General features: G+C 70.4%; 17 protein-coding genes and 1 pseudogene. 11 read left to right on the plus strand and 7 right to left on the minus strand.

Features of this window, described 5'->3' with window-relative positions; translation table 11 throughout:
* Positions 1-5: 5 nt before the first annotated feature.
* The gene (gene aroA / locus NQ151_RS13660) at positions 6-1,355 is read right to left on the minus strand and encodes a 3-phosphoshikimate 1-carboxyvinyltransferase (RefSeq protein WP_257509422.1); all 1,350 of its coding nucleotides are present in this window, start codon (positions 1,353-1,355) and stop codon (positions 6-8) included.
* A 109-nt stretch (positions 1,356-1,464) separates the two neighbouring features.
* Here aroA and NQ151_RS13665 point away from each other — a divergent pair, with 109 nt between their 5' ends.
* Both NQ151_RS13665 and NQ151_RS13670 read left to right on the plus strand, forming a co-directional pair.
* On the plus strand, positions 1,465-2,064 hold the full coding sequence (locus tag NQ151_RS13665; protein WP_257509423.1) for a sigma-70 family RNA polymerase sigma factor: 600 nt from the start codon (positions 1,465-1,467) through the stop codon (positions 2,062-2,064).
* Positions 2,061-2,303 (plus strand): alpha-ketoglutarate decarboxylase, encoded by a 243-nt coding sequence (locus tag NQ151_RS13670; RefSeq protein WP_257509424.1) that lies wholly within the window; start codon positions 2,061-2,063, stop codon positions 2,301-2,303. Before NQ151_RS13665 ends, NQ151_RS13670 begins: the two co-directional genes overlap by 4 nt.
* Before the next feature lie 68 nt (positions 2,304-2,371).
* Here NQ151_RS13670 and NQ151_RS13675 read toward each other — a convergent pair whose 3' ends face one another.
* Positions 2,372-6,064 carry a multifunctional oxoglutarate decarboxylase/oxoglutarate dehydrogenase thiamine pyrophosphate-binding subunit/dihydrolipoyllysine-residue succinyltransferase subunit gene (locus tag NQ151_RS13675; RefSeq protein ID WP_257528417.1) on the minus strand — a complete coding sequence of 1,231 codons (3,693 nt, stop codon included), beginning with the start codon at positions 6,062-6,064 and terminating at the stop codon, positions 2,372-2,374.
* 174 nt (positions 6,065-6,238) lie between these two features.
* Between NQ151_RS13675 and guaB1 the strand changes: the two genes are divergently transcribed.
* From guaB1 to NQ151_RS13690, 3 genes are all read left to right on the plus strand, one after another.
* A complete protein-coding gene (gene guaB1, locus NQ151_RS13680; RefSeq protein WP_257509426.1) occupies positions 6,239-7,708 on the plus strand; it encodes a GMP reductase in 1,470 nt (489 codons plus the stop codon).
* Positions 7,709-7,986: 278 nt separating this feature from the next.
* Positions 7,987-9,312 carry a hemolysin family protein gene (locus tag NQ151_RS13685; protein WP_257528418.1) on the plus strand — a complete coding sequence of 442 codons (1,326 nt, stop codon included), beginning with the start codon at positions 7,987-7,989 and terminating at the stop codon, positions 9,310-9,312.
* Positions 9,305-10,360 (plus strand): hemolysin family protein, encoded by a 1,056-nt coding sequence (locus tag NQ151_RS13690; protein WP_257528419.1) that lies wholly within the window; start codon positions 9,305-9,307, stop codon positions 10,358-10,360. The genes NQ151_RS13685 and NQ151_RS13690 overlap by 8 nt, the downstream gene beginning before the upstream one ends.
* Before the next feature lie 51 nt (positions 10,361-10,411).
* Here the strand turns inward: NQ151_RS13690 and NQ151_RS13695 are convergent, their stop codons facing one another.
* On the minus strand, positions 10,412-11,494 hold the full coding sequence (locus NQ151_RS13695) for an NADH:flavin oxidoreductase/NADH oxidase (RefSeq protein ID WP_257528420.1): 1,083 nt from the start codon (positions 11,492-11,494) through the stop codon (positions 10,412-10,414).
* 30 nt (positions 11,495-11,524) lie between these two features.
* On the opposite strand from NQ151_RS13695, the gene NQ151_RS13700 reads away from it, so the two are divergent.
* The 4 genes from NQ151_RS13700 to NQ151_RS13715 are packed head-to-tail and all read left to right on the plus strand — an operon-like array spanning position 11,525 to position 14,664.
* Positions 11,525-12,364 (plus strand): ADP-dependent NAD(P)H-hydrate dehydratase, encoded by an 840-nt coding sequence (locus NQ151_RS13700; RefSeq protein ID WP_257528421.1) that lies wholly within the window; start codon positions 11,525-11,527, stop codon positions 12,362-12,364.
* Between the two features lie 43 nt (positions 12,365-12,407).
* On the plus strand, positions 12,408-13,664 hold the full coding sequence (locus NQ151_RS13705) for a glycosyltransferase 87 family protein (RefSeq protein WP_257528422.1): 1,257 nt from the start codon (positions 12,408-12,410) through the stop codon (positions 13,662-13,664).
* Between the two features lie 15 nt (positions 13,665-13,679).
* Positions 13,680-13,988, plus strand: a complete 309-nt coding sequence (locus NQ151_RS13710) for a thiamine-binding protein (protein WP_257509431.1) — start codon at positions 13,680-13,682, stop codon at positions 13,986-13,988.
* Entirely contained in the window at positions 13,975-14,664 is a 690-nt protein-coding gene (locus tag NQ151_RS13715) for an NUDIX hydrolase (RefSeq protein ID WP_257528423.1), read from the plus strand. The genes NQ151_RS13710 and NQ151_RS13715 overlap by 14 nt, the downstream gene beginning before the upstream one ends.
* A gap of 1 nt (position 14,665) precedes the next feature.
* Here NQ151_RS13715 and metX read toward each other — a convergent pair whose 3' ends face one another.
* Complete coding sequence (metX, locus tag NQ151_RS13720; protein WP_257509433.1) at positions 14,666-15,871, minus strand: homoserine O-acetyltransferase MetX; 1,206 nt, start codon at positions 15,869-15,871, stop codon at positions 14,666-14,668.
* A gap of 71 nt (positions 15,872-15,942) precedes the next feature.
* On the opposite strand from metX, the gene NQ151_RS13725 reads away from it, so the two are divergent.
* Positions 15,943-16,884, plus strand: a complete 942-nt coding sequence (locus tag NQ151_RS13725) for a hypothetical protein (protein ID WP_257528424.1) — start codon at positions 15,943-15,945, stop codon at positions 16,882-16,884.
* A gap of 8 nt (positions 16,885-16,892) precedes the next feature.
* Here the strand turns inward: NQ151_RS13725 and NQ151_RS13730 are convergent, their stop codons facing one another.
* Both NQ151_RS13730 and NQ151_RS13735 read right to left on the minus strand, forming a co-directional pair.
* Positions 16,893-17,891: a DUF2332 domain-containing protein gene (locus NQ151_RS13730; protein WP_257528425.1), complete on the minus strand. Its 999-nt coding sequence runs from the start codon at positions 17,889-17,891 to the stop codon at positions 16,893-16,895.
* Positions 17,892-17,908: 17 nt separating this feature from the next.
* Complete coding sequence (locus NQ151_RS13735) at positions 17,909-19,231, minus strand: bifunctional o-acetylhomoserine/o-acetylserine sulfhydrylase (protein ID WP_257509436.1); 1,323 nt, start codon at positions 19,229-19,231, stop codon at positions 17,909-17,911.
* Positions 19,232-19,352: 121 nt separating this feature from the next.
* Here NQ151_RS13735 and NQ151_RS13740 point away from each other — a divergent pair, with 121 nt between their 5' ends.
* Positions 19,353-20,135, plus strand: a complete 783-nt coding sequence (locus NQ151_RS13740) for an SDR family oxidoreductase (protein WP_257509437.1) — start codon at positions 19,353-19,355, stop codon at positions 20,133-20,135.
* 32 nt (positions 20,136-20,167) lie between these two features.
* Here the strand turns inward: NQ151_RS13740 and NQ151_RS13745 are convergent.
* Positions 20,168-20,357, minus strand: a pseudogene (locus NQ151_RS13745) (HNH endonuclease signature motif containing protein); the annotation flags it as partial.

Raw genomic sequence — 20,357 nt, forward strand, 5'->3', positions numbered from 1 at the left:
GATCGTCACTGGGCGTCGCCCACGCCGGCGCGGCGCACCAGATAAGCCCACAGCTGCGGGAACTCCGGCATGGTCTTCGCGGTCGAGCCGATGTCGTCGACGACGACACCGGGCACCGCCAGCCCGATGAGGGCGCCGGCCGTGGCGATGCGATGGTCGTGGTGGGCTCGCCACATCCCCCCGGTGAGGGGGCGCGGCACGATGCGGATGCCGTCGGACAGCTCTTCGGCCTCACCGCCGAGGGCCCGCAGGTTGCCGATGAGGGCGGTGATGCGGTTGGTCTCGTGGCCGCGGATGTGGCCGATCCCGGTGAAGGTCGACGGGCCGTCGGCGAACGCGGCCAGCGCGAACAGGGTGGGGGTCAGCTCGCTCGCCGCCGACAGGTCCAGATCAACGCCGTGGATGCCGGTGGGCCCGGATGTGACGGTGAGGGCACCGCCGCGACGCTGGGTGCGTGCCCCCATCACCTGGAGGATCTCGGTCAGCAGGGCACCTGGCTGCGTCGAGTGGGCGGGCCAGCCCGCCACCGAAACGCGGCCGCCGGCGATCATCGCGGCCGCCAGGAAAGGTGCGGCATTGGACAGGTCCGGCTCGATCGCCACGTCCTTCGCGCGCACCGGGCCTGCAGGCACGATCCACTCGTTCGGCGTCGGCCGCTCCACGTGCACGCCGCGTCGGCCGAGCGCCTCGACGGTCATGTCGATGTGAGGAACGCTCGGCAGTCGGCTGCCGACGTGTCGCAGCGTCAGTCCCACGTCGAACCGGGGAGCGGCCAGCAGCAGCCCCGACACGAACTGGCTCGACCCGCTGGCGTCGATCTCCACCTCGCCGCCGCGGACGTGACCGTGGCCGCGGACGATGAACGGAAGCGACCAGGTGCCCTCGTCGTCGATGTCCGAACCCACGGCGCGGAGCGCCTTGATCATCTCGCCCATCGGGCGGTGCAGCGCCGTCTCATGGGCGGTCAGCGTGACTTCGCCCGAGGCGAGCCCCGCGATCGCGGCGACGAATCGCATGACGGTGCCGGCCTGACCGCAGTCGACCACGGCGTCGCCGGCGAGCGGCGACGCGGGGGTGACCACCAGGTCGGGTCCGAAGACGCCGGTGCCGGCGACCTCCTGCACGTCCACCCCGAGCATGCGCAGCGCCTCGATCATGCGCGCGGAGTCGTCGGAATGCAGCGGCGAAATGAGCCGTCCGGGTCCGTCGGCGATGGCGGCCAGGACGAGTTCCCGGTTCGTCAGCGACTTCGAACCGGGCACGGCCACCGCGACGTCAAGAGACCCCGCGACGGTGGGGGCGGGCCATCCGCCGTCGGGCGTGGCATGACTGGGGGAATACTCTGCGATGCTCATCGCGTTCTACCCTAACGAACCGCGCCTTCTGCGCGACTGAAGGAGACGAATGATCACGCTTGATGCTCCACTGCGGGGTGTGGACGGGGCGGACGTAGACTTGCGCGTGATGAGCGACCAGGTCGATTCCGCATCCGACGCACGCACCCAGTTCGAGGAGCAAGCGCTGCCGTTCATGGACCAGCTGTACGCAGCTGCCATGCGGATGACGCGCAATCCTGCCGACGCGGCCGATCTCGTTCAGGAGACCTTCGTGAAGGCGTTCGCCTCGTGGGCGTCGTTCACGCAGGGGACCAACCTCAAGGCGTGGTTGTACCGCATCCTCACGAACACCTACATCAACACCTACCGCAAGAAGCAGCGCGAGCCCTATCAGGGCACGATCGATGACCTCGAGGACTGGCAGCTGGGCGGTGCGGAGTCCACGACGGCCTCCAGCGCCCGGTCCGCGGAGGCGGAGGCCATCGACCGGATGCCGGCATCCGTCGTCAAGGATGCACTGCAATCCATCCCCGAGGATTTCCGCCTCGCGGTCTACTTCGCAGATGTCGAAGGGTTCGCGTATCAGGAGATCGCGGACATCATGAAAACCCCCATCGGCACCGTGATGAGCCGGCTGCACCGCGGCAGACGGCTGCTGCGCGAGCTGCTCGCCGACTATGCGAACGAACGCGGGATCGACACGACCGCGACAAGGAGTGCGAAATGACCGACTGCGGCTGCGAGAAGGCCCGCCGCGACCTCGAGGAGTATCTGCGCCACGAGGTGTGCAAGACGGAGCATTCGGATATCGCCGAGCACCTGGACCACTGCGCCGCGTGCCGGGACGAGGCCCTCGTGGCCACGACCCTCACCGAGGTCGTGGCGCGAGCGTGCAAGGAGACGGCACCGGAGGAGTTGCGCGACCAGGTGCTGGCCCGACTGCGAGCGGTGCAGGCGGCGCACTGAGCCGTCCTCGTACGTGAAGAGGGGTGGATGCCATGGCATCCACCCCTCTGTCGTTACGCGGTCCCCGATTACAGCGTCAGCGCGGCCTTCATGATCGCGGCCTGCTCCAGCGCGTGCACCTTGCTCGACCCGGTGGCCGTCGACGCGGCAGCGGCGCGCGACACGCGGGAGATGGTGCGTCCGTGCAGGTGCTTGACGATCTCCAGTGCGATGAAGGGCCAGGCCCCCTGGTTCTCCGGCTCATCCTGCACCCACACCAGTTCGGCGTTGGGGTAGCTGTCGACGACGGCGTTGAGCTCTTCCACGGGCGAGGGGTAGAACTGCTCGAGGCGCACCAGCGCGATCTCGTCGTTCGGGTTCTTGTCCAGCTCCGCGCGCAGATCCCAGTGGATCTTGCCGGCGTGCAGGAGCACCCGCTTCACCGCGCCCCGGTCGAGGGTGCGTGCGTCATCGAGCACGGGTTCGAACTTGCCGGTGAGGAAATCCTCGACCGGGCTGGTCGCACCGCGCAGGCGCAGCATCGACTTCGGCGTGAACACCACCAGCGGACGGCGGGGGCGGGCGTAGGCCTGGCGACGCAGCAGGTGGAAGTACGACGCCGGGGTCGACGGGCGGGCGACGGTCATGTTGTCCTGCGCGCACATCTGCAGGTAACGCTCGATGCGTGCCGACGAGTGGTCGGGACCCTGACCTTCGAAGCCGTGCGGCAGCAGCAGCACCACGCTGGACTGCTGGCCCCACTTCTGGTCCGCCGCCGACAGGTAGGTGTCGATGACGGTCTGGGCGCCGTCGGCGAAGTCGCCGAACTGCGCCTCCCACAGCACCAGCGCGTCGGGACGCTCCACCGAGTAGCCGTACTCGAAGGCCATCGCCGCGTACTCGCTCAGCAGCGAGTCATACGCCCAGAACCGGCCCTGGTTGTCGGACAGGTTCGTCAGGGGCAGCCACTCCTGGCCGTTCGCGCGGTCGTGGAACACCGAGTGGCGCTGCACGAACGTGCCGCGGCGGGCGTCCTGCCCGGCCAGGCGCACGTTGGTGCCCTCCAGCAGCAGCGAGCCGAATGCCAGCAGTTCGCCGAACGCCCAGTCGATGCTGCCGTTGCGGCTCATGTCGAGGCGCTTGTCCAGCAGCTGCTGGAGCTTGTTGTGCACGGTGAAACCGTCGGGCTTGTTGACGAAGGCGTCACCGATCAGGTGGACCACCTCGCGGGAGACTCCCGTCGTCTCCGGTTCGCCGGCGGCGGGCTCCACCGCGACGGCATCCGCATCGATGATGGGGTTGGACCCGGTCTCGGCGGCGTGCGTCTCGGCGAAGGCGATCTCCAGACGGGTCTGGAAGTCGCGCTTGGCCTGCTCGTACTCTTCCTCGGTGATGTCGCCGCGACCGACCAGCGCCTCGGTGTACAGGCGCCGGACCGACCGCTTCGCCTCGATGAGGTTCGTCATCAGCGGCTGCGTCATCGAGGGGTCATCGCCCTCGTTGTGCCCGCGGCGGCGGTAGCAGACCAGGTCGATCACGACGTCGCGGTGGAACTCTTCGCGGTAGCGGAAGGCCAGCTCAGCGACCCGGACGACAGCCTCGGGGTCATCGCCGTTGACGTGGAAGACCGGGGCCTGAATGGTCTTGGCGACGTCGGTGGCGTACACCGACGTGCGGGCGTCCTGGGGGAGGGTGGTGAAGCCCACCTGGTTGTTGACCACGATGTGCACGGTGCCGCCGGTGCGGTAGCCGCGCAGCTGCGACATCTGCAGCGTCTCGGCGACCACACCCTGACCGGCGAACGCGGCGTCGCCGTGCACCAGGATCGGCAGCCACGAGAAGGTGCCGATGGGCTTGCGGTCCTGCTTGGCGCGGACGATGCCCTCCAGCACGCCGTCGACCGTCTCCAGGTGCGACGGGTTGGCCGCCAGCACGACCGGCAGTTCCTTGCCGCCTTCGGCGACGAAGGTGCCCTCGGTGCCGAGGTGGTACTTCACGTCGCCCGAGCCGCTCTTGGAGCCGATCGCGACCGAACCCTCGAACTCGCGGAACACCTGGCCGTAGGTCTTGCCGGCGACGTTGCTCAGCACGTTGAGGCGACCGCGGTGGGCCATGCCGATCGCGGCGCCGTCGAGCCCTGCATCCGCGGCTCCCCGCAGCACCTGATCCAGCAGGGGGATGAGAGATTCGCCGCCTTCCAGGCTGAAGCGCTTCTGCCCGACGTACTTCGTCTGCAGGAACGTTTCGAACGCCTCTGCCTCGTTGAGCTTGCTGAGGACGCGGAGTTGTTCGTCGTGCGTCGGCTTCTGGTACTTCGCCTCGACGTTGTCCTGGAACCACTTGCGCTGGGTGGGGTCCTGGATGTGCATGTACTCGATGCCGAGCGTGCGGCAGTACGAGTCGCGCAGCACCCCGAGGATGTCGCGCAGCTTCATGACGCGCTTGCCGCCGAACCCGCCGGTGACGAACTCGCGGTCCAGGTCCCAGAAGGTCAGCCCGTGACTTTCGATCTCGAGGTCGGGGTGCGTGCGCTGCACGTACTCCAGCGGGTCGATGTCGGCCATGAGGTGACCGCGGACGCGGAACGAGTTGATGAGCTCCTGCACGCGCGCGGTCTTGTCGACGCGCTCGGCCAGGTCGACGTTGATGTCGTTTGCCCAGTGGATGGGGGCGTAGGGGATGCGCAGCGCCGCGAAGATGTCGGTGTAGAAGTCCCGGCGACCGGTGAGCATCTCATGGACGATCTTGAGGAATTCGCCCGAGCCGGCACCCTGGATGACGCGGTGGTCGTAGGTGCTGGTCAGCGTGATCGTCTTGCCGATGCCGAGGCCGACGAGGGTCTTCTCGCTCGAACCCTGGAACTCGGCGGGGTACTCCAGCGCGCCGGCGCCGACGATGCAGCCCTGGCCCTTCATGAGGCGGGGGACCGAGTGCACGGTGCCGATGCCGCCGGGGTTGGTCAGCGAGACCGTCGTGCCCTGGAAGTCCGCAGCGGTGAGCTTGTTGGCGCGGGCGCGGGAGACGAGGTCCTCGTACGCGACGAGGTACTCCCCGAACGTGAGCGTCTCGGCGCGCTTGATGCTCGGCACCATGAGGGCACGCGTGCCGTCGGGCTTGGGGATGTCGATCGCGATGCCGAAGTTGATGTGTGCCGGCGCGACGACGGCGGGCTTGCCGTCGATCTCGGCGTAGAACACGTTCTGGCTCGGGAAGGCCTTCAGCGCCTGGATGATCGCCCAGCCGATGACGTGCGTGAAGCTGACCTTGCCGCCGCGGGTGCGGGACATGTGGTTGTTGATCACGATGCGGTTGTCGATCAGCAGCTTGGCCGGGACCGTCCGCACGCTCGTGGCGGTGGGGACGGTCAGCGACTCGTCCATGTTCGCCGCGAGCGTCTTGGTCATGCCGCGCAGCGGCGTGATGACGTCTTCGCCTGCTTCGGTGGATTCCCGCGGCGCGCGGTCCTGCGCCTGCGCCGGGATCGGCTGCGGGGCCGCGGGCTTGGCGGTTGTGCGCGCCACCGGCTGCGTACCGATCACGGGGATCGGGGCGGTCACCGGGTGCGGCTCCGACGCTTGACCCGATCCGGATGGCGGTGGGGCTGCGGGGGTCGCCGCTGGTGCGGCATCCTCCGGGTGATAGGCCTCGAGAACAGGCCACCACGCCTTGTCCACGGAGTTCTTGTCGGCTTTGAACTGCTCGTAGAGCTCGTCAACGAGCCACGCGTTCGCTCCGAACTCGCCTTCGCTCGAGGTTCCGACGCCGGTCACCTGGCTGGACACGCTGGATCGCCTGCTTTCTTCGGTGAAAATTCGATCGCACGCGGCATCGTCATTGCCTGCGCACACACAGCTATCTAGCGTAACGCCTTTTACGCGGCAAGCTCGGGTTGCAACCTCAGCATTCCGTGATCCCGCTCTTATCCAACCCGGGGGAAGCGCGGCTACCGTGGAAGCATGCGATTCTCCGGTGAGCAGCCCACGGTGGATTTGACGTACTCCGATGTATTCCTGGTGCCGCGTCGTTCGGCGGTTCGCAGCCGGCTCGAGGTCGATCTTTCCCCGGGGGACGGCACCCCCGCGACCATTCCGGTGGTGTCGGCGAACATGAACTCGGTCACCGGGGCGCGGCTGGCCTCGGTGCTCGCGCGGCGCGGCGGGCTCGGCGTGTTGCCGCAGGACATGCCGCTGCAGGAACTGGATGCCGCGATCCGCTGGGTCAAGGATCAGCCGGTGCCGTGGGACACCCCGCTGGTGCTGCCGCCGGAGGCGACCGTCGCCGACGCGCTGCGGCTGCTGCCGGCCACCGAGGGCCACGGCATCGTCGTTGCTCCGACTCCGGGGACGGGACCGTCGGGACGCATCGCGCACGACGACGTGCTGGGAGTGGTGCCCGCCACCCGGCTGGGCACCGCGCTGCCGGACGCACGGCTGGGGGACCTCGTGCGCGGGCGCGCCGCCGCGATCGACGCCGATGACGTCGAGACGCCTCGCCATGCCTTCGACCTCATCGTGGCCGCCGAGGCCGACATCGTCTGCGTGCTGCACCACGGCATGCTCGTGGGCACGCTCTCGCGCCGCAGCGCGCTGCGCTCGGCGCTGTACCAGCCCGCCGTCGATGCGGACGGGCGTCTGATCGTCGCGGCGGCTGTGGGCATCAACGGGGACGTCGCCGCCAAGGCGCAGGCGCTGGCCGCGGCCGGGGTCGACGTGCTCGTGCTCGACACCGCCCACGGCCACCAGGAGGGGATGCTGCAGGCGCTGCACGCGGTATCGGCGCTGGATCTGGGAATCCCGATCGCCGCAGGCAACATCGTCACCGCCGACGGCGTCGCCGATCTCGTGGCGATGGGCGCGACGATCCTCAAGGTCGGGGTGGGGCCGGGCGCGATGTGCACGACGCGCATGATGACCGCCGTGGGCCGGCCGCAGTTCTCCGCCGTGCTGGAGACCGCCCAGGCCGCGGCCGAACAGGGCGCGCACGTGTGGGCCGACGGCGGAGTGCGCTATCCGAGGGACGTCGCGCTCGCGCTCGCCGCCGGTGCGGCATCCGTCATGATCGGCTCGTGGTTCGCCGGGACGATCGAAGCCCCCGGCGAGGTGCAGACCGACGCAGCGGGGCGCGCGTACAAGGAGTCGTGGGGGATGGCCTCCACCAAGGCCGTGCACGACCGGTTCGGGCGGCTGGACCCGTATGAACTGGCCCGCAAGGAGCTGTTCGCCGAGGGGATCTCGTCGTCGAAGATCTACCTGGATCCGCTGCGCCCGGGCATCGAGGACCTCCTCGACATGATCACCTCCGGGGTGCGCTCGTCGTTCACGTACGCGGGAGCGGCCACCGTGCCGGAGTTCCACGAGCGGGCCATGGTGGGCCTGCAGTCCGCCGCCGGCTACGAAGAGGGCAAGGCGCTCCCCGTCAGCTGGTGACCCGGGCGCGCGCGTCGCTTTGCCGGGGCGAGGGGATCTGCCCGGGTGAGGGCCGTGGGCGCGGGAGCATCCGCATTCCGGCAGATCACCGCATCTCGGGCGGTCGACGGACCGGGGGAGAGCGCACTGCGAAGGCGAAGAATGGATGCCGGGCTGTGAGAACACCCGGGACCGCGCCCCAGGGCGTGCCGTAGAATCTTGCGCACGATGGACGACCCTCCCAGTAGTAGACGATCGCCCCACCGACCTCCCTCCCGTTCGATCGGGGGTGATGCGTGATGGATTACGTCATGTTGGGCGTGGGGCTGCTTCTGACAGTGGGCACCGGCCTGTTCGTCGCCAGCGAATTCGCGCTCGTGAACCTCGACCGCGCGGACCTGGAGTCGCGGCAAGCTTCCGGCGAGTCGCGGTTGGCGCTGACGATCGCGGCGCTGCGCATCACCTCGACGCACCTGTCCAGCGCGCAGTTGGGCATCACGCTCACGACGCTGCTGACCGGTTACACGATGGAGCCGGCCATCTCGAACCTGCTGTCCCCGGTCTTTTCCGCGTGGGGCTGGTCCGAGGCGGTCTCCCGTCCCATCGCCGCCATCGTGGGGGTGTCGATCGCGACGCTGTTCTCCATGATCGTCGGCGAGCTCGTGCCGAAGAACTTCGCCCTGGCGATTCCGCGGCAGACCGCCAAGCTCGTGATGCCGTTCCAGGTGGGCTTCACCACGGTGTTCAAGCCGGCGATCTGGCTGCTCAACGGCAGCGCCAACGGCGTCCTCCGTGCCATGGGCGTCGAGCCGAAGGAGGAGCTGTCCGGGGCGCGCACCGCCGAGGAACTGTCGAGCCTGGTGCGCCGGTCGGCCCTCGCGGGTGTGCTCGAGCAGGACACCGCGTCGCTGCTGCACCGCTCGCTCACGTTCGCCCGGCTCACCGCCGCCGACGTCATGACCCCCCGCCCGAGCGTGCACGCCGTCGCCGCGTCGGATTCGGTGGAGGACGTCATCCAGCTCGCCCGCCGCACCGGGCACAGTCGCTTCCCGGTGTACGACGAATCGATGGATGACATCACCGGCGTCGTGCACCTCAAGGCAGCCGTCAGCGTGCCGCGCGACCGGCGCGGCGAGGTGCCTGCTGCGGCGATCGCCCAGGAGCCGCTGCGGGTGCCAGAAGCGGTGCACCTCGACGCCCTCATCTCGGAGCTGCGCGCTCGCGGCTATCAGATGGCCATCGTCGTCGACGAGTACGGCGGCACCGCCGGTGTCGTCACGCTCGAGGACCTGGTCGAGGAGATCGTCGGCGAGGTGCTCGACGAGCACGACCGCAGCCGGGCAGGCATCGTGCGGACGGCGGATGCCGTGACGTTCCCTGCGGAACTCCGCCCCGACGAGGTGCGCGACCGCACCGGCATCCGCGTCCCGGAGGGTGACGTCTACGACACCGTCGGCGGCTACATCATGAGCGTGCTCGAGCGCATCCCGGTGGCAGGCGACCAGGTCGACCTGGAAGAGGGCACCCTCACGGTGCAACGCATGGACGGGCGCCGGGTGGGGAGGGTGAAGTTCACTCCTCATCCGCTCACGGATGCCACGACTGAGGGGGCACGCGATGAGTGACTGGGCCGGAATCGCATGGCTCGTCGTGCTGCTGGTGTTCAACGCGTTCTTCGTCGGCGCCGAATTCGCCGTCATCTCCGCACGCCGCTCGCAGATCGAGCCGCTGGCGGAGAAGGGGTCACGCGCGGCGAAGACCGCGCTGTGGGCGATGGAGCACGCCACCCTCATGCTCGCGACCTGTCAGCTGGGCATCACGATCTGCTCGCTGCTGATCCTGAACGTCTCCGAGCCGGCGATCCACCACCTGCTGGCGGTGCCGCTGGGCCTGACCGGCTGGGGCGGAGGCGCCGTGGACGTCATCGCGTTCGTCATCACGCTGCTGCTGGTGTCGTATCTGCACGTCGTGTTCGGCGAAATGGTGCCGAAGAACCTGGCGTTCTCGCTGCCCGACCGTGCCGTGCTCATGCTCGCCACCCCGCTGGTGTGGGTGTCGAGGCTGTTCCACCCGATCATCGTCACGCTCAACTGGATCGCCAATCACGTGGTGCGGCTGTTCCGCGTCGAGCCGAAGGACGAGGCAGCCTCGACGTTCACGCTCGAGGAGGTCGTGACGATCGTGAACCAGTCGCGGATGGAGGGCGTCCTGGACGACACCTCCGGCGCCGTCGCGGCGGCGGTGGAATTCACCGACAAGAAGGCCAAGGACGTCGCCGTGCCGCTGTCGGCGCTGGTGACCCTGCCGGAGTCGACGACACCCGACGAGATCGAGCGGGCGGTCGCCAAACACGGCTTCTCGCGCTACGTGATCGTGGATGCCGATGGAGCGCCGCTGGGGTACGTGCACCTGAAGGACGTGCTGCGCGAGGCCGAGGGCCCGGACGGCGCGGTCGTGGTGAGCGAGCCGGTCAAGCCCAAGCGCATCCACCACATGGTCCCGGTGTCGGAGACCACCGATCTCGAGGACGCCCTCGCGATCATGCGCCGCTCCAGCCGTCACCTCGCCCAGGTGCGCGACGCGTCCGGCCAGACCACCGCGGTGCTGTTCCTCGAGGACATCCTGGAAGAGCTGGTCGGCGAGGTGCAGGACGCCACTCGGCGCCTGCGCTGACCCGCTGAACGAGAACGCGGACGGGGCCGTTACGGTCCCGTCCGCGTTTTTTCATCGCCGGCGCGCTCGCACGTACTGCGGTGGCCAGTAGCCGATGTCCTCGCCCAGCTCCGCGGCGGCACGCAGCGCGAAGTGCGGGTCGCGCAGCCATTCCCGGCCGGCCATGATCACATCCGCCTCACCCGCCGCGAGGATCGCCTCGGCGTGCGCGGCATCCGAGATCTCGCCGACCGCGCTCACCGGCACGGTAACGGCCTCGTGCACCCGGGCGGCGAAGGGCACCTGGTAGCCGGGACCGGCGACGATCTTCTGGTGGGCGACGAGCCCGCCGCTGGAGACGTCGATGAGCGAGATGCCGCGGCTCTCCACCCACTGGGCGACCGTGGTGGTGTCGGCGACGTCCCAGCCGCCGTCGGCCCAGTCGGTGGCCGAGAACCGTGCGATCACCGGCACGCCCGGTGCCGCCTCCCGCACCGCGTCGCAGACCCGCAGCAGCAGTCGGGCCCGGTTCTCCAGCGACCCGCCGTACGCGTCGTCACGCTGGTTCGACAGCGGGGAGAGGAACTCGTGCAGCAGGTAGCCGTGCGCGGCGTGCACCTCCAGCACCTCGAATCCGGCCGCCACGGCGCGCACTGCCGCCGCCGCGAACGCGTGGACGATGCGGTCGATGCCGGCGACGTCCAGCGCCTCCGGTGCCGCGAACCCCTCGAACGCGATCGGGGAGGGGGCGACCGTGGTCCAGCCGCCCTCGATCAGGGGCACGCTGCCGCGGCGCCCGGCGAACGGCGACCACGTGGAGGCCTTCCGGCCCGCATGCGCCAGCTGGATCGCGGGCACCGCGCCGCGGCTGCGGATGGCCGCGGCGATCGGGGCCCAGGCGTCGCGCTGGGTGTCGTTGTACAGCCCGGTGTCTTCGGGGGAGATGCGCCCCTCCGCCGTCACCGCGGTGGCCTCGGCGACGACCACGCCGGCGCCGCCCGATGCGAACTGGGCCAGATGCACGTGGTGCCACTCGCCCGGAACCCCCGCCACCGCCGAGTACTGGCACATCGGAGCGACCCAGAGCCGGTTGCGCGCGGTGACCGCGCCACCGGTGTCGCCACCGATCGTCAGAGGGGTGAAGAGCAGACTCATAGTGACTCCAGCACGGGTAGGGTGGCGCGCATGATTGCTGCAGGCGCGTGGACTCGGGACGACGTCGCCGAATCCCTGCGGATGCCGACCGACGCCGACTACAAGTATTCCCGTGGTGTGGTGGGCGTTCGAACCGGGTCTGATCTGTACCCGGGCGCGGCGGTGCTGAGCGTCGAAGCGGCGTGGCGCACCGGCATCGGCATGGTGCGCTACCTCGGCCCGGCCGGTGCGGCCGCAGCCGTGCTGCAGCGCCGGCCCGAGACGGTGACGGCACCCGGCGCGGTGCAGGCCTGGCTGATCGGCTCGGGGACGGATGCCGCGACGCGGACGGATGCCGAGACGGCAGCGCTGCGCGACGTGCTGGCCGGCGCTCAGCCCGTCGTCGTCGACGCCGGCGCGCTCGATCTCGCGCCCGCGGCGACCGCGCCGGTGATCGTCACCCCGCACGAGCGCGAGCATTCGCTGTTGCGCGGCCGGCTCGGACTCGATGCGGACGCGGACGACCGGGCCTACGCCGCAGCCGAAACCGCCGCGGCGCTGGGGGCCGTGGTGCTGCTCAAGGGCGCGGAGACGATCGTCGCCGGCCCCGATGGCGCCCTCGTGCGCGTGCGTGCCGGCACGCCGTGGCTGGCCACCGCCGGTACCGGCGATGTGCTCGGCGGGGTCATCGCCGCGCTGGTGGCCGGGGCCGCCACTGCCGACGACGTGGACCACGCGCTCCTGCTGCGCTGCGCGGCGTCGGCCGCGTGGTTGCACGGCCGGGCTGGTGCACTCGCCGCCCGCGACGTCGGCGGTGGGCCCATCACGGCGCTGGATGTCGCCGCGGTCCTGCCGCGCGTGGTCGGCGACGTGCTCGCCGGGCGCGGATGACCGCGGCTGCGCCAAGGATCACCCCGTCCGTAGGATGAGGAGCGTGTCGAGGCGGGTGGTGCTGTGGGTGGCCTTCGCCATCGTGCACGTCGCGATCGCGAGGCTCGGATTCGTCCTGCCCAACGAACCGATGGGCGACGTGTACCGGGTGTACCAGCCGTGGTCGGCCTGCGCGCTGTGGGGCGGGGTCGAGGGGTTCTGCCCCGCGGGCCGCGAGATCATGGGCATCACCGTGCCGTGGGTGTACCCGCAGCTGGCGCTCGTGCCGATGGTGCTGGCGTGGCTGTTCGCCTGGACCGGCAGCTACACCGTCGGCTGGGTCGTGATGGTCGTCCTCGCCAACGCCGGCGCGTTCGCCCTGCTGGTCGGCCGGGGTCGCTCCCGCGGGCGGAGCGGCGCAGCGTGGTTCTGGCTCGCGTCGATCGCGCTGCTCGGCCCGGTGGGACTGTACCGGCTCGACGGGTTCACCGCAGCCCTCGCCGTCGCAGGATGCCTGTGGTTGGCGGGCCGGCCGTTCGTGGCATCCGCGCTGCTGGCGATCGCGACCTGGATCAAGGTCTGGCCGGCGGCGCTGCTGGCGGCCGCGGTGATCACCGGGCGGCGCCGGGGACCGGTCGTGATCGGTGCGCTCGTCGTGTCGGCGGTGACGCTCATCGTCGTGGTGGCCGGCGGTGGGGGCGCCTACGCCTTCGGGTTCGTGCAGGGCCAGACCGACCGTGGACTGCAGATCGAGGCGCCGGTGAGCGCGTTCTATCTGTGGCGGGCGGTGCTGGGGCTGCCTGGTTCGCAGGTGTTCTACGACGGCGGGCTGCTGACGTTCCAGGTGACCGGTCCCCAGGTGGACGCGCTCATCGCGATCATGACCCCGCTGCTGGCGTTCGCGATGATCGCGGTCGTGGCCATCGGCGCCCGCAAGGCCTGGCTCGGGGCGCGGTACGCGGTGCTGTTCCCACCCCTTGCCCTGACGGTCGTGATGACCTTCATCGTCGTGAACAAGGTGGGCTCCCCGCAGTTCGCCAGCTGGATCGCCGCGCCGCTGGTGCTGGGTCTTGTGCTCGACCGTCGCCGGTGGCGGGGGCCGGCGTCGCTCGCGCTGGTCACCGTGCTGCTCACGCAGCTGGTGTACCCCCTGCTCTACGCCGGCGTGCTGACCACGGCGCCGTTGCCGATCGCCGTGCTGACCGTGCGCAATGCGCTGTACCTCGCGCTGCTGGTGTGGGCACTGGTGCGCCTGGTGCGCGTCCCGGTGCGTCCAGGCATCCCTCGCTCTGCACCATCCGCCCTCACCACCTCGATCTGACCTGCGGAGGTCCCCATGCTCATCGCCTTCTCCGTCGCACCCAGCGGCACCGGCCGCGCCGACGGCTCGGTGCACGACGCCGTTGCCGCTGCCGTCGCGGTCGTGCGCTCTTCGGGGCTGCCGCATCGCACGACCTCGATGTTCACCGAGGTGGAGGGGGAGTGGGACGAGGTCTTCGACGTCGTCAAACGCGCCACCGAGGCGGTGCTGCCCTTCGGCTCCCGGGTCTCGCTCGTGCTCAAAGCCGATATCCGCCCCGGTTACAGCGGCGAGCTGGACGGCAAGGTCGAGCGGCTCGAGCAGGCGCTGGATGCTGACCAGTGACGCCGTGACCCCGGGCGACCCGGAGCCGGACCTCCCAGTCGCCGCGACCGTCGTCCTGCTGCGCGACGGCGCCGCCGGGGTGGAGGTGCTGCTGCTGCAGCGCCCGGACCGCGGCTCGTTCGCGGGGGCGTGGGTCTTCCCCGGCGGCATGATCGAGGACGGCGATCATCCCGGCCCGGACACCGCGGACGAGGACGTCGCCCGCCGGGCCGGTGTGCGGGAGACCGCCGAAGAGGTGGGACTGGTGGTCGATCCGGACGTGCTGGTGCCGCTGGCGCTGTGGGTCCCTCCGGTGAACGTCGCCCTGCGGATCCGCACCTGGTTCTTCGTGGCCCGAGTGCCGAGCGGTCCGCTGCAGCCGGCGCCGGCGGAGGTCGTCCAGACGCAGTGGACGACTCCGGCCGACGCGCTTGCCGCCCACGGCCGCGGCGAGCTGCGGCTCTACCCGCCGACGTGGGTCACGCTGCACGGGCTGATCGGTCACGACGACGTGGACAGTGCGCTCGCCGCGGCGCGGCTGCGCGGCATCCACCGATTCGAAACGCGTGCTCGTGAGGATGCCGGGGTGATGCTGTGGCAGGAGGACGGCGAATACGAGCCCGATGCCGGCTCCGACGCGCGGCACCGGCTGGAGATCGCCGCGCTGCCCTGGCGCTACACCCGCTCGGCGTCCTGACTCACGTCGCGAGCAGGCGGCCCAGGTGCCCCCCGACGGCCCCCGTCTCGATGAGGAAACCGTCGTGGCCGTAGTCGCTGGAGAGCACCACCGCCTGGTCACCGTCGAGGGTCGTGGGGATGCCGCGGGCGATGCGGTGCTGGCCGTCGATCGGGAACAGCCGGTCGCTGTCGATGCCGAGCACGAGCGCCGTGGCCGTCACGCGTGACAGTGCGTCCTCGATGCCGCCGCGGTCGCGGCCCACGTCGTGGGAGTCCATCGCCTCCACCAGCACGAGGTAGCTGTTGGCGTCGAAGCGCCGCGTGAACTTGTTGCCGTGGAAGTCGAGGTAGGACTCCACGGCGAAGCGGCCGCCGTGGCCCAGCGGGCTCTTGCCCGACTGCCAGGAGCGCTGGAACCGCTGGTTGAGCTCGGTGGGGCTGCGGTAGTTCAGCAGCGCCATCCGCCGCGCCAGCGCCAGGCCGCGGTGCGGCCCGTCGCCGTCGCCGGAGTCGTAGTACTCCCCGCCCTGGAAGCGCGGGTCGATCTGGATCGCCTCCAGCTGCACCGAGTTCAGCGCGATCTGGTCGGCGGTGTTGGCCGGTGGAGCGGAGAGGATCGCGACGCGCTGCAGCCGGTCCGGCAGTGCGACGGCCCATTCCAGGGCGTGCATGCCGCCCATCGAGCCGCCGATGACGGCGGCCCACACGTCGATGCCGAGGGCGTCGGCCAGGCGGGCCTGTGCGGCGACCTGGTCGCGGATCGTGAGGTACGGGAAGCGCGAGGCCCACTCGTAGCCGTCGGGGGCGATGCTGGCAGGTCCGGTGGATCCCTGGCATCCACCCAGCATGTTCGGCGCCACGACGAACCAGCGGTCGGTGTCGATGGGCGCGCCGGGTCCGACGATGGCGTCCCACCAGCCGGCGGTGGGATGCCCCGGGGTTGCGGGTCCTCGGACGTGGCTGTCGCCGGTGAGGGCGTGGAGGATGAGCACCGCGTTGTCGCGGGCCGGGTTCAGCGCGCCCCACGTCTCGTACGCCAGTCGCAGCGCAGGCAGCTCCCGCCCGCTCTCGGTTCCGAACGCGCCGAACGCTGCGAACCGGCGCTCGCCGTCGGGGTCGCCGTCACGCCATGCGCCGGTGGCGGGCGGGCGGCCCAGCAGCAGGCGCGCGTCGGCCTCGGTCACCGGTGCTGAGGGCACGGTGTCTTCGGAGGTCTGCCAGTCCACCTCCCCATTGTCGTGGGTCGGGGCGGTCGCGGCGGTCGTGTTACGCGCCGCGATCGCGGTATCGTCCGACCATGAGCGCGATCGACTACCTCCTGGACTCCGACCCGGCCATCCGCTGGCAGGTTCTGCGAGATCTGACGGATGCCGCGCCCGAAGAGGTCGCCGCGGAGCGCGCGCGGGTGGCCACCGAGGGCTGGGGCGCCCGCCTGCTCGCCGAGCAGGCCGAGGACGGACTGTGGGACGGGGGCGTCTACCGTCCCGGGTGGGTGGACGAGAGTCGCCCGTTCTACGATGCCTGGACGGCCACGCACCCGTCGCTGGTGCTGTTGCGCGCGTTCGGGCCCGACCCGGCGGCACCCGAGGTCGTGCGCGCGGTCACGCGGGTGCGCGAGAACGTCCGCTGGGACCACGGCGGACAGCCGTATTTCGACGGCGAGGTGGAGCCGTGCACCAACGGCGGGGCGCTGGCCAATGCCGTCTACTTCGGGCAGGACGGCCGCATGATCGTCGAGACGCTGCTGTCGGGTCAGCTGGCCGACGGCGGATGGAACTGCTGGGACGAGGACGGCACGAGTCGCTCGTCGTTCCACTCCACGATCTGCGCGCTCGAGGGGCTGTGGATGTGGGAGCAGGCCGACGGGGGATCGGATGCCGTGGCCGCCGCCCGCGCGCGCGGCGAGGAGTACCTGCTGGAGCGGCGCCTGCTCCGCCGCGCCTCCACCGGTGAGCTCATCGACCCCCGCTTCACCATGCCGTCCTTCCCGAGCCGGTGGTACTACGACGTTCTGCGGGCTCTCGACTACTTCCGGCTGGCACGCCCGCAGCGTGACGACCGCTGCGCGGAAGCGATCGAGCTGCTGCGCGCGAAGATGCTCCCGTTCGGAATGTGGAAGCTCGAGCTGACCCACGAAGGTCCGACACTGTTCGATCTGGAGGCCGAGCGAGAGGGGTTCCCCAGCCGCTGGGTGACGCTGCGCGCGCTGCGGGTGCTGCGGTGGTGGGACGGCGCCTGAGTCGCGGACTACGCCGCGCCGAACGGGCGCACCTCGTAGGTCGCGCCGTGCTGGCCGGCCAGGGCCACCGGAGCACCGTCGACGGACTGCACGAAGCGCCGATCGGTGTCGAGCCCGGGCGTCACGAGGGCGTCGACGGGCGGTAGCGTCCCCGACGACTCGTTCGAGATCCACACGACACCGCCGTCGCGGGCGGCGCGCACCTCGTCCACCAACTCGACGAAGCGCCGCCTCTCGTCCTCGTCGAGGTACAGCAGCACGGCGCTGTGGAAGATCACCAGGGTGGCATCCGCCGGCGCCGAGGCTGCCACCTCGGGCAGCGTCTCGAGCAGATCCCCGCGGACGATGCCGGGCGGATCGGCCGCGGCGATCTCTGCCGCTGCGCGGAGCCGCGCGACGCGGCCGGCGTGGTCGGGGCCGGGCCACACCAGGGTCGCGAGCCAGTCGATCGCGTCGGGATCGGCGGCATCGATAGGCGCCAGATCGATGCCACGGCGCCAGACGACGTCGGGCAGGCGCTCGGGGACGGCCGCGGCGTCGTCGATGCGACAGGGAACCACGACGGGGGACTCGCCGAGCCGATGCGCGCCGTCCGGTGCGGTGTACTCGTAGGCGTAGCGGTCGGGGAACAGGCACAGCCCGGCGGCGGTGCCGACCTCGAGCAGGGCGAGGGGGCCGGGGATCGCGGCCAGTTGCGGCAGCAGGGTCGCACACCGGGCCGGTTCGTTCGTCTGGGTGGTGCGCACCGCTGCCACCTCGACCACGCGATCCCAGTTCGCTGCGAGCCACTCCCGCCACTGCGGATACCCGGTGAGGGGGCTGCCGGCCCAGCGCGCGGCCGCGAAGATGCGGTTGGGTTGCCGCACCGGTGCGGGAAGCGCGGCGAGGCGGGCCAGGACCTCTCGGTCGCCCGCAATGCCGGTCGACCACTCCTCGTACAGCGGTGAGGTGCCGTGCGCCCAGCGCCGCCCGAAATCGTCGTAGGCGGCAGCGATGCGTTCGGTCACGCCGATCAGCGTATGGCTCAGGCGCGCGCGGCCTCCGACAGGCGGCGGGCGGCGGCCAGCGCCTGCGCCAGGTCGGCCTTGAGGTCCTCGACGCTCTCGATGCCGACCGACAGGCGCACCAGGCCCGGCGTGACGCCGGACGTGAGCTGCTGCTCGGGCGTGAGCTGCGAATGAGTGGTGGATGCCGGGTGGATCACGAGCGAACGCACGTCGCCGATGTTGGCGAGGTGGCTGAATAGTTCCAGCGAGTTGACGAACTCGCGCCCCGCCGCAACGCCCCCCTTGAGCTCGAACGACAGCACCGCGCCGACGCCCTTGGGCGCGTAGGTGTTCGCGGCGGCGTACCAGGGCGAGGTGGGAAGGCCGGAGTAGAACACTGCGGCCACGTCGTCCTGACTCTCCAGCCACTCCGCGATCTCCTGCGCGTTCTGCACGTGGCGTTCGATGCGCAGCGACAGCGTCTCGATGCCCTGCAGCAGCAGCCACGCGCTGATCGGCGAGATCGCCGCACCCAGGTCGCGCAGCAGCTGCACGCGGGCCTTGATGATGTAGGCCAGCCCATCGCCGACGGCGGTCGTGTAGGAGGCGCCGTGGTAGGACGGGTCCGGTTCGGTCAGCCCGGGGAACTTCTCGACGTTCTTGGACCATTCGAAGCGCCCGCCGTCGACGATGATGCCGCCGATGGTGGTGCCGTGGCCGCCGAGGAACTTGGTGGCGGAGTGCACGATGATGTCGGCGCCGTGCTCGAACGGACGGATCAGATAGGGCGTCGCGATCGTGTTGTCGACGATCAGCGGCACCCCGGCTTCGTGCGCGATGTCGGCGACGGTGCGGATGTCGAGCACGTTGATCTGCGGGTTGCCGATCGTCTCGGCGAAGAACAGCTTGGTGTTGGGCCGCACTGCCCGACGCCACTCCTCGGGGTCGTCCTGGTTCTCCACGAAGGTCGTCTCGATGCCGAGCTTGGCCAGGGTGTACTTGAACAGGTTGTAGGTGCCGCCGTAGATGGAGCTCGACGAGACGAGGTGGTCGCCGGCCTGGGCGATGTTGAGCACCGCGAAGGTCTCCGCGGCCTGGCCGCTGGCGACCAGCAGCGCGCCGGTGCCACCCTCGAGTGCGGCGACCCGCTGCTCGACGACATCCTGCGTCGGGTTCTGGATGCGGGTGTAGATGTTGCCGAACTCCGCCAGCGCGAACAGGTTCGCGGCGTGATCGGCGCTGTCGAACACGTAGGAGGTCGTCTGGTAGATCGGCGTGGCGCGCGCCTTGGTCACCGGATCCGGCGCGGCGCCGGAGTGGACCTGCTTGGTCTCGAAGCGCCAGTTCTCGGGTGCGGACATGATGACTCCTGAATGTCGGGTGGGCCACGGGTACCACGGCCTGGTCCGAGGTTACGGATAAGTCCCGTTGTCAACAACGACGCGGAAATGTGACGTAACGCGCGGGAGTACGGTGGGAGCCATGACACGACGTGCGGTGGTGACCGGAGCCAGCTCAGGGATCGGGGAGGCCACGGTGCGGGCACTGCGCGCCGCTGGTTGGGATGTCGTCGGCGTGGCCCGGCGTGCGAACCGGCTGGCGGAGGTAGAAGCGCAGACGGGAGCGGCGGTGTACGCCGCCGACCTCACTCGGCAGGCCGACGTCGACGCGCTCGCGGAATGGCTGGAGGAGACCGGCCCCGTGCATGCGCTGGTGCAGGTCGCCGGCGGCGCTCGTGGCACCGACCGCGTGGAGGACGGCAGCGCCGACGACTGGCGCTGGATGTTCGAGATCAACGTGGTCGCCGCCCAGATGCTGGTGGCCGCCCTGCTGCCGCAGTTGCGTCTGGCCGCTGGTGCCGACGGACACGCTGACACCGTCTTCGTGACCTCCACCGCCGCCCAGCGGGCCTACCCGGGCGGGGCCGGCTACAACGCGGCCAAGGCGGGGGAGTCGATGCTCGCCGCAGCACTGCGGCTGGAGCTCAACGGCGAGCCGATCCGCGTCGTCGAGATCGCCCCGGGAATGGTCTACACCGAGGAGTTCGCCCTCAACCGCCTGGGCGGCGACCGGTCTGCCGCCGAGAAGGTCTACGACGGCGTCGAGCAGCCGCTGGTGGCATCCGATGTCGCCGACGTCATCGCGTACGCCCTCAACGCGCCGGGACACGTCAATCTGGACCTGGTCACGATGCGGCCCGTGGCGCAGTCGGCGCAGCACCTGCTCGCGCGCGGCCCGCTGCGGCCTCGCCTGCCCCTCGAGTGACGCCGGAACGGGACCTGCGGGCGCCGCGCTGACTAGAACGGTGCGGGTTCTTCGATGGCGGCGAGGGCCATGAATTCCAGCACTCGTCGGGGGATGTCGGTGTAGACCCGGCCGGTGGGGCTGGTCCACTCCAGGATGCCGTCGGCTTTCTGCACCACGCTCCACGCGGTGCCGTGCTTGACCGGGTGATGTCGACCCGGGCACAGGTTTGCCAGATTGGTG

This window comes from Microbacterium sp. zg-YB36 (assembly GCF_024623575.2).
Classification (GTDB): Bacteria; Actinomycetota; Actinomycetes; order Actinomycetales; family Microbacteriaceae; genus Microbacterium.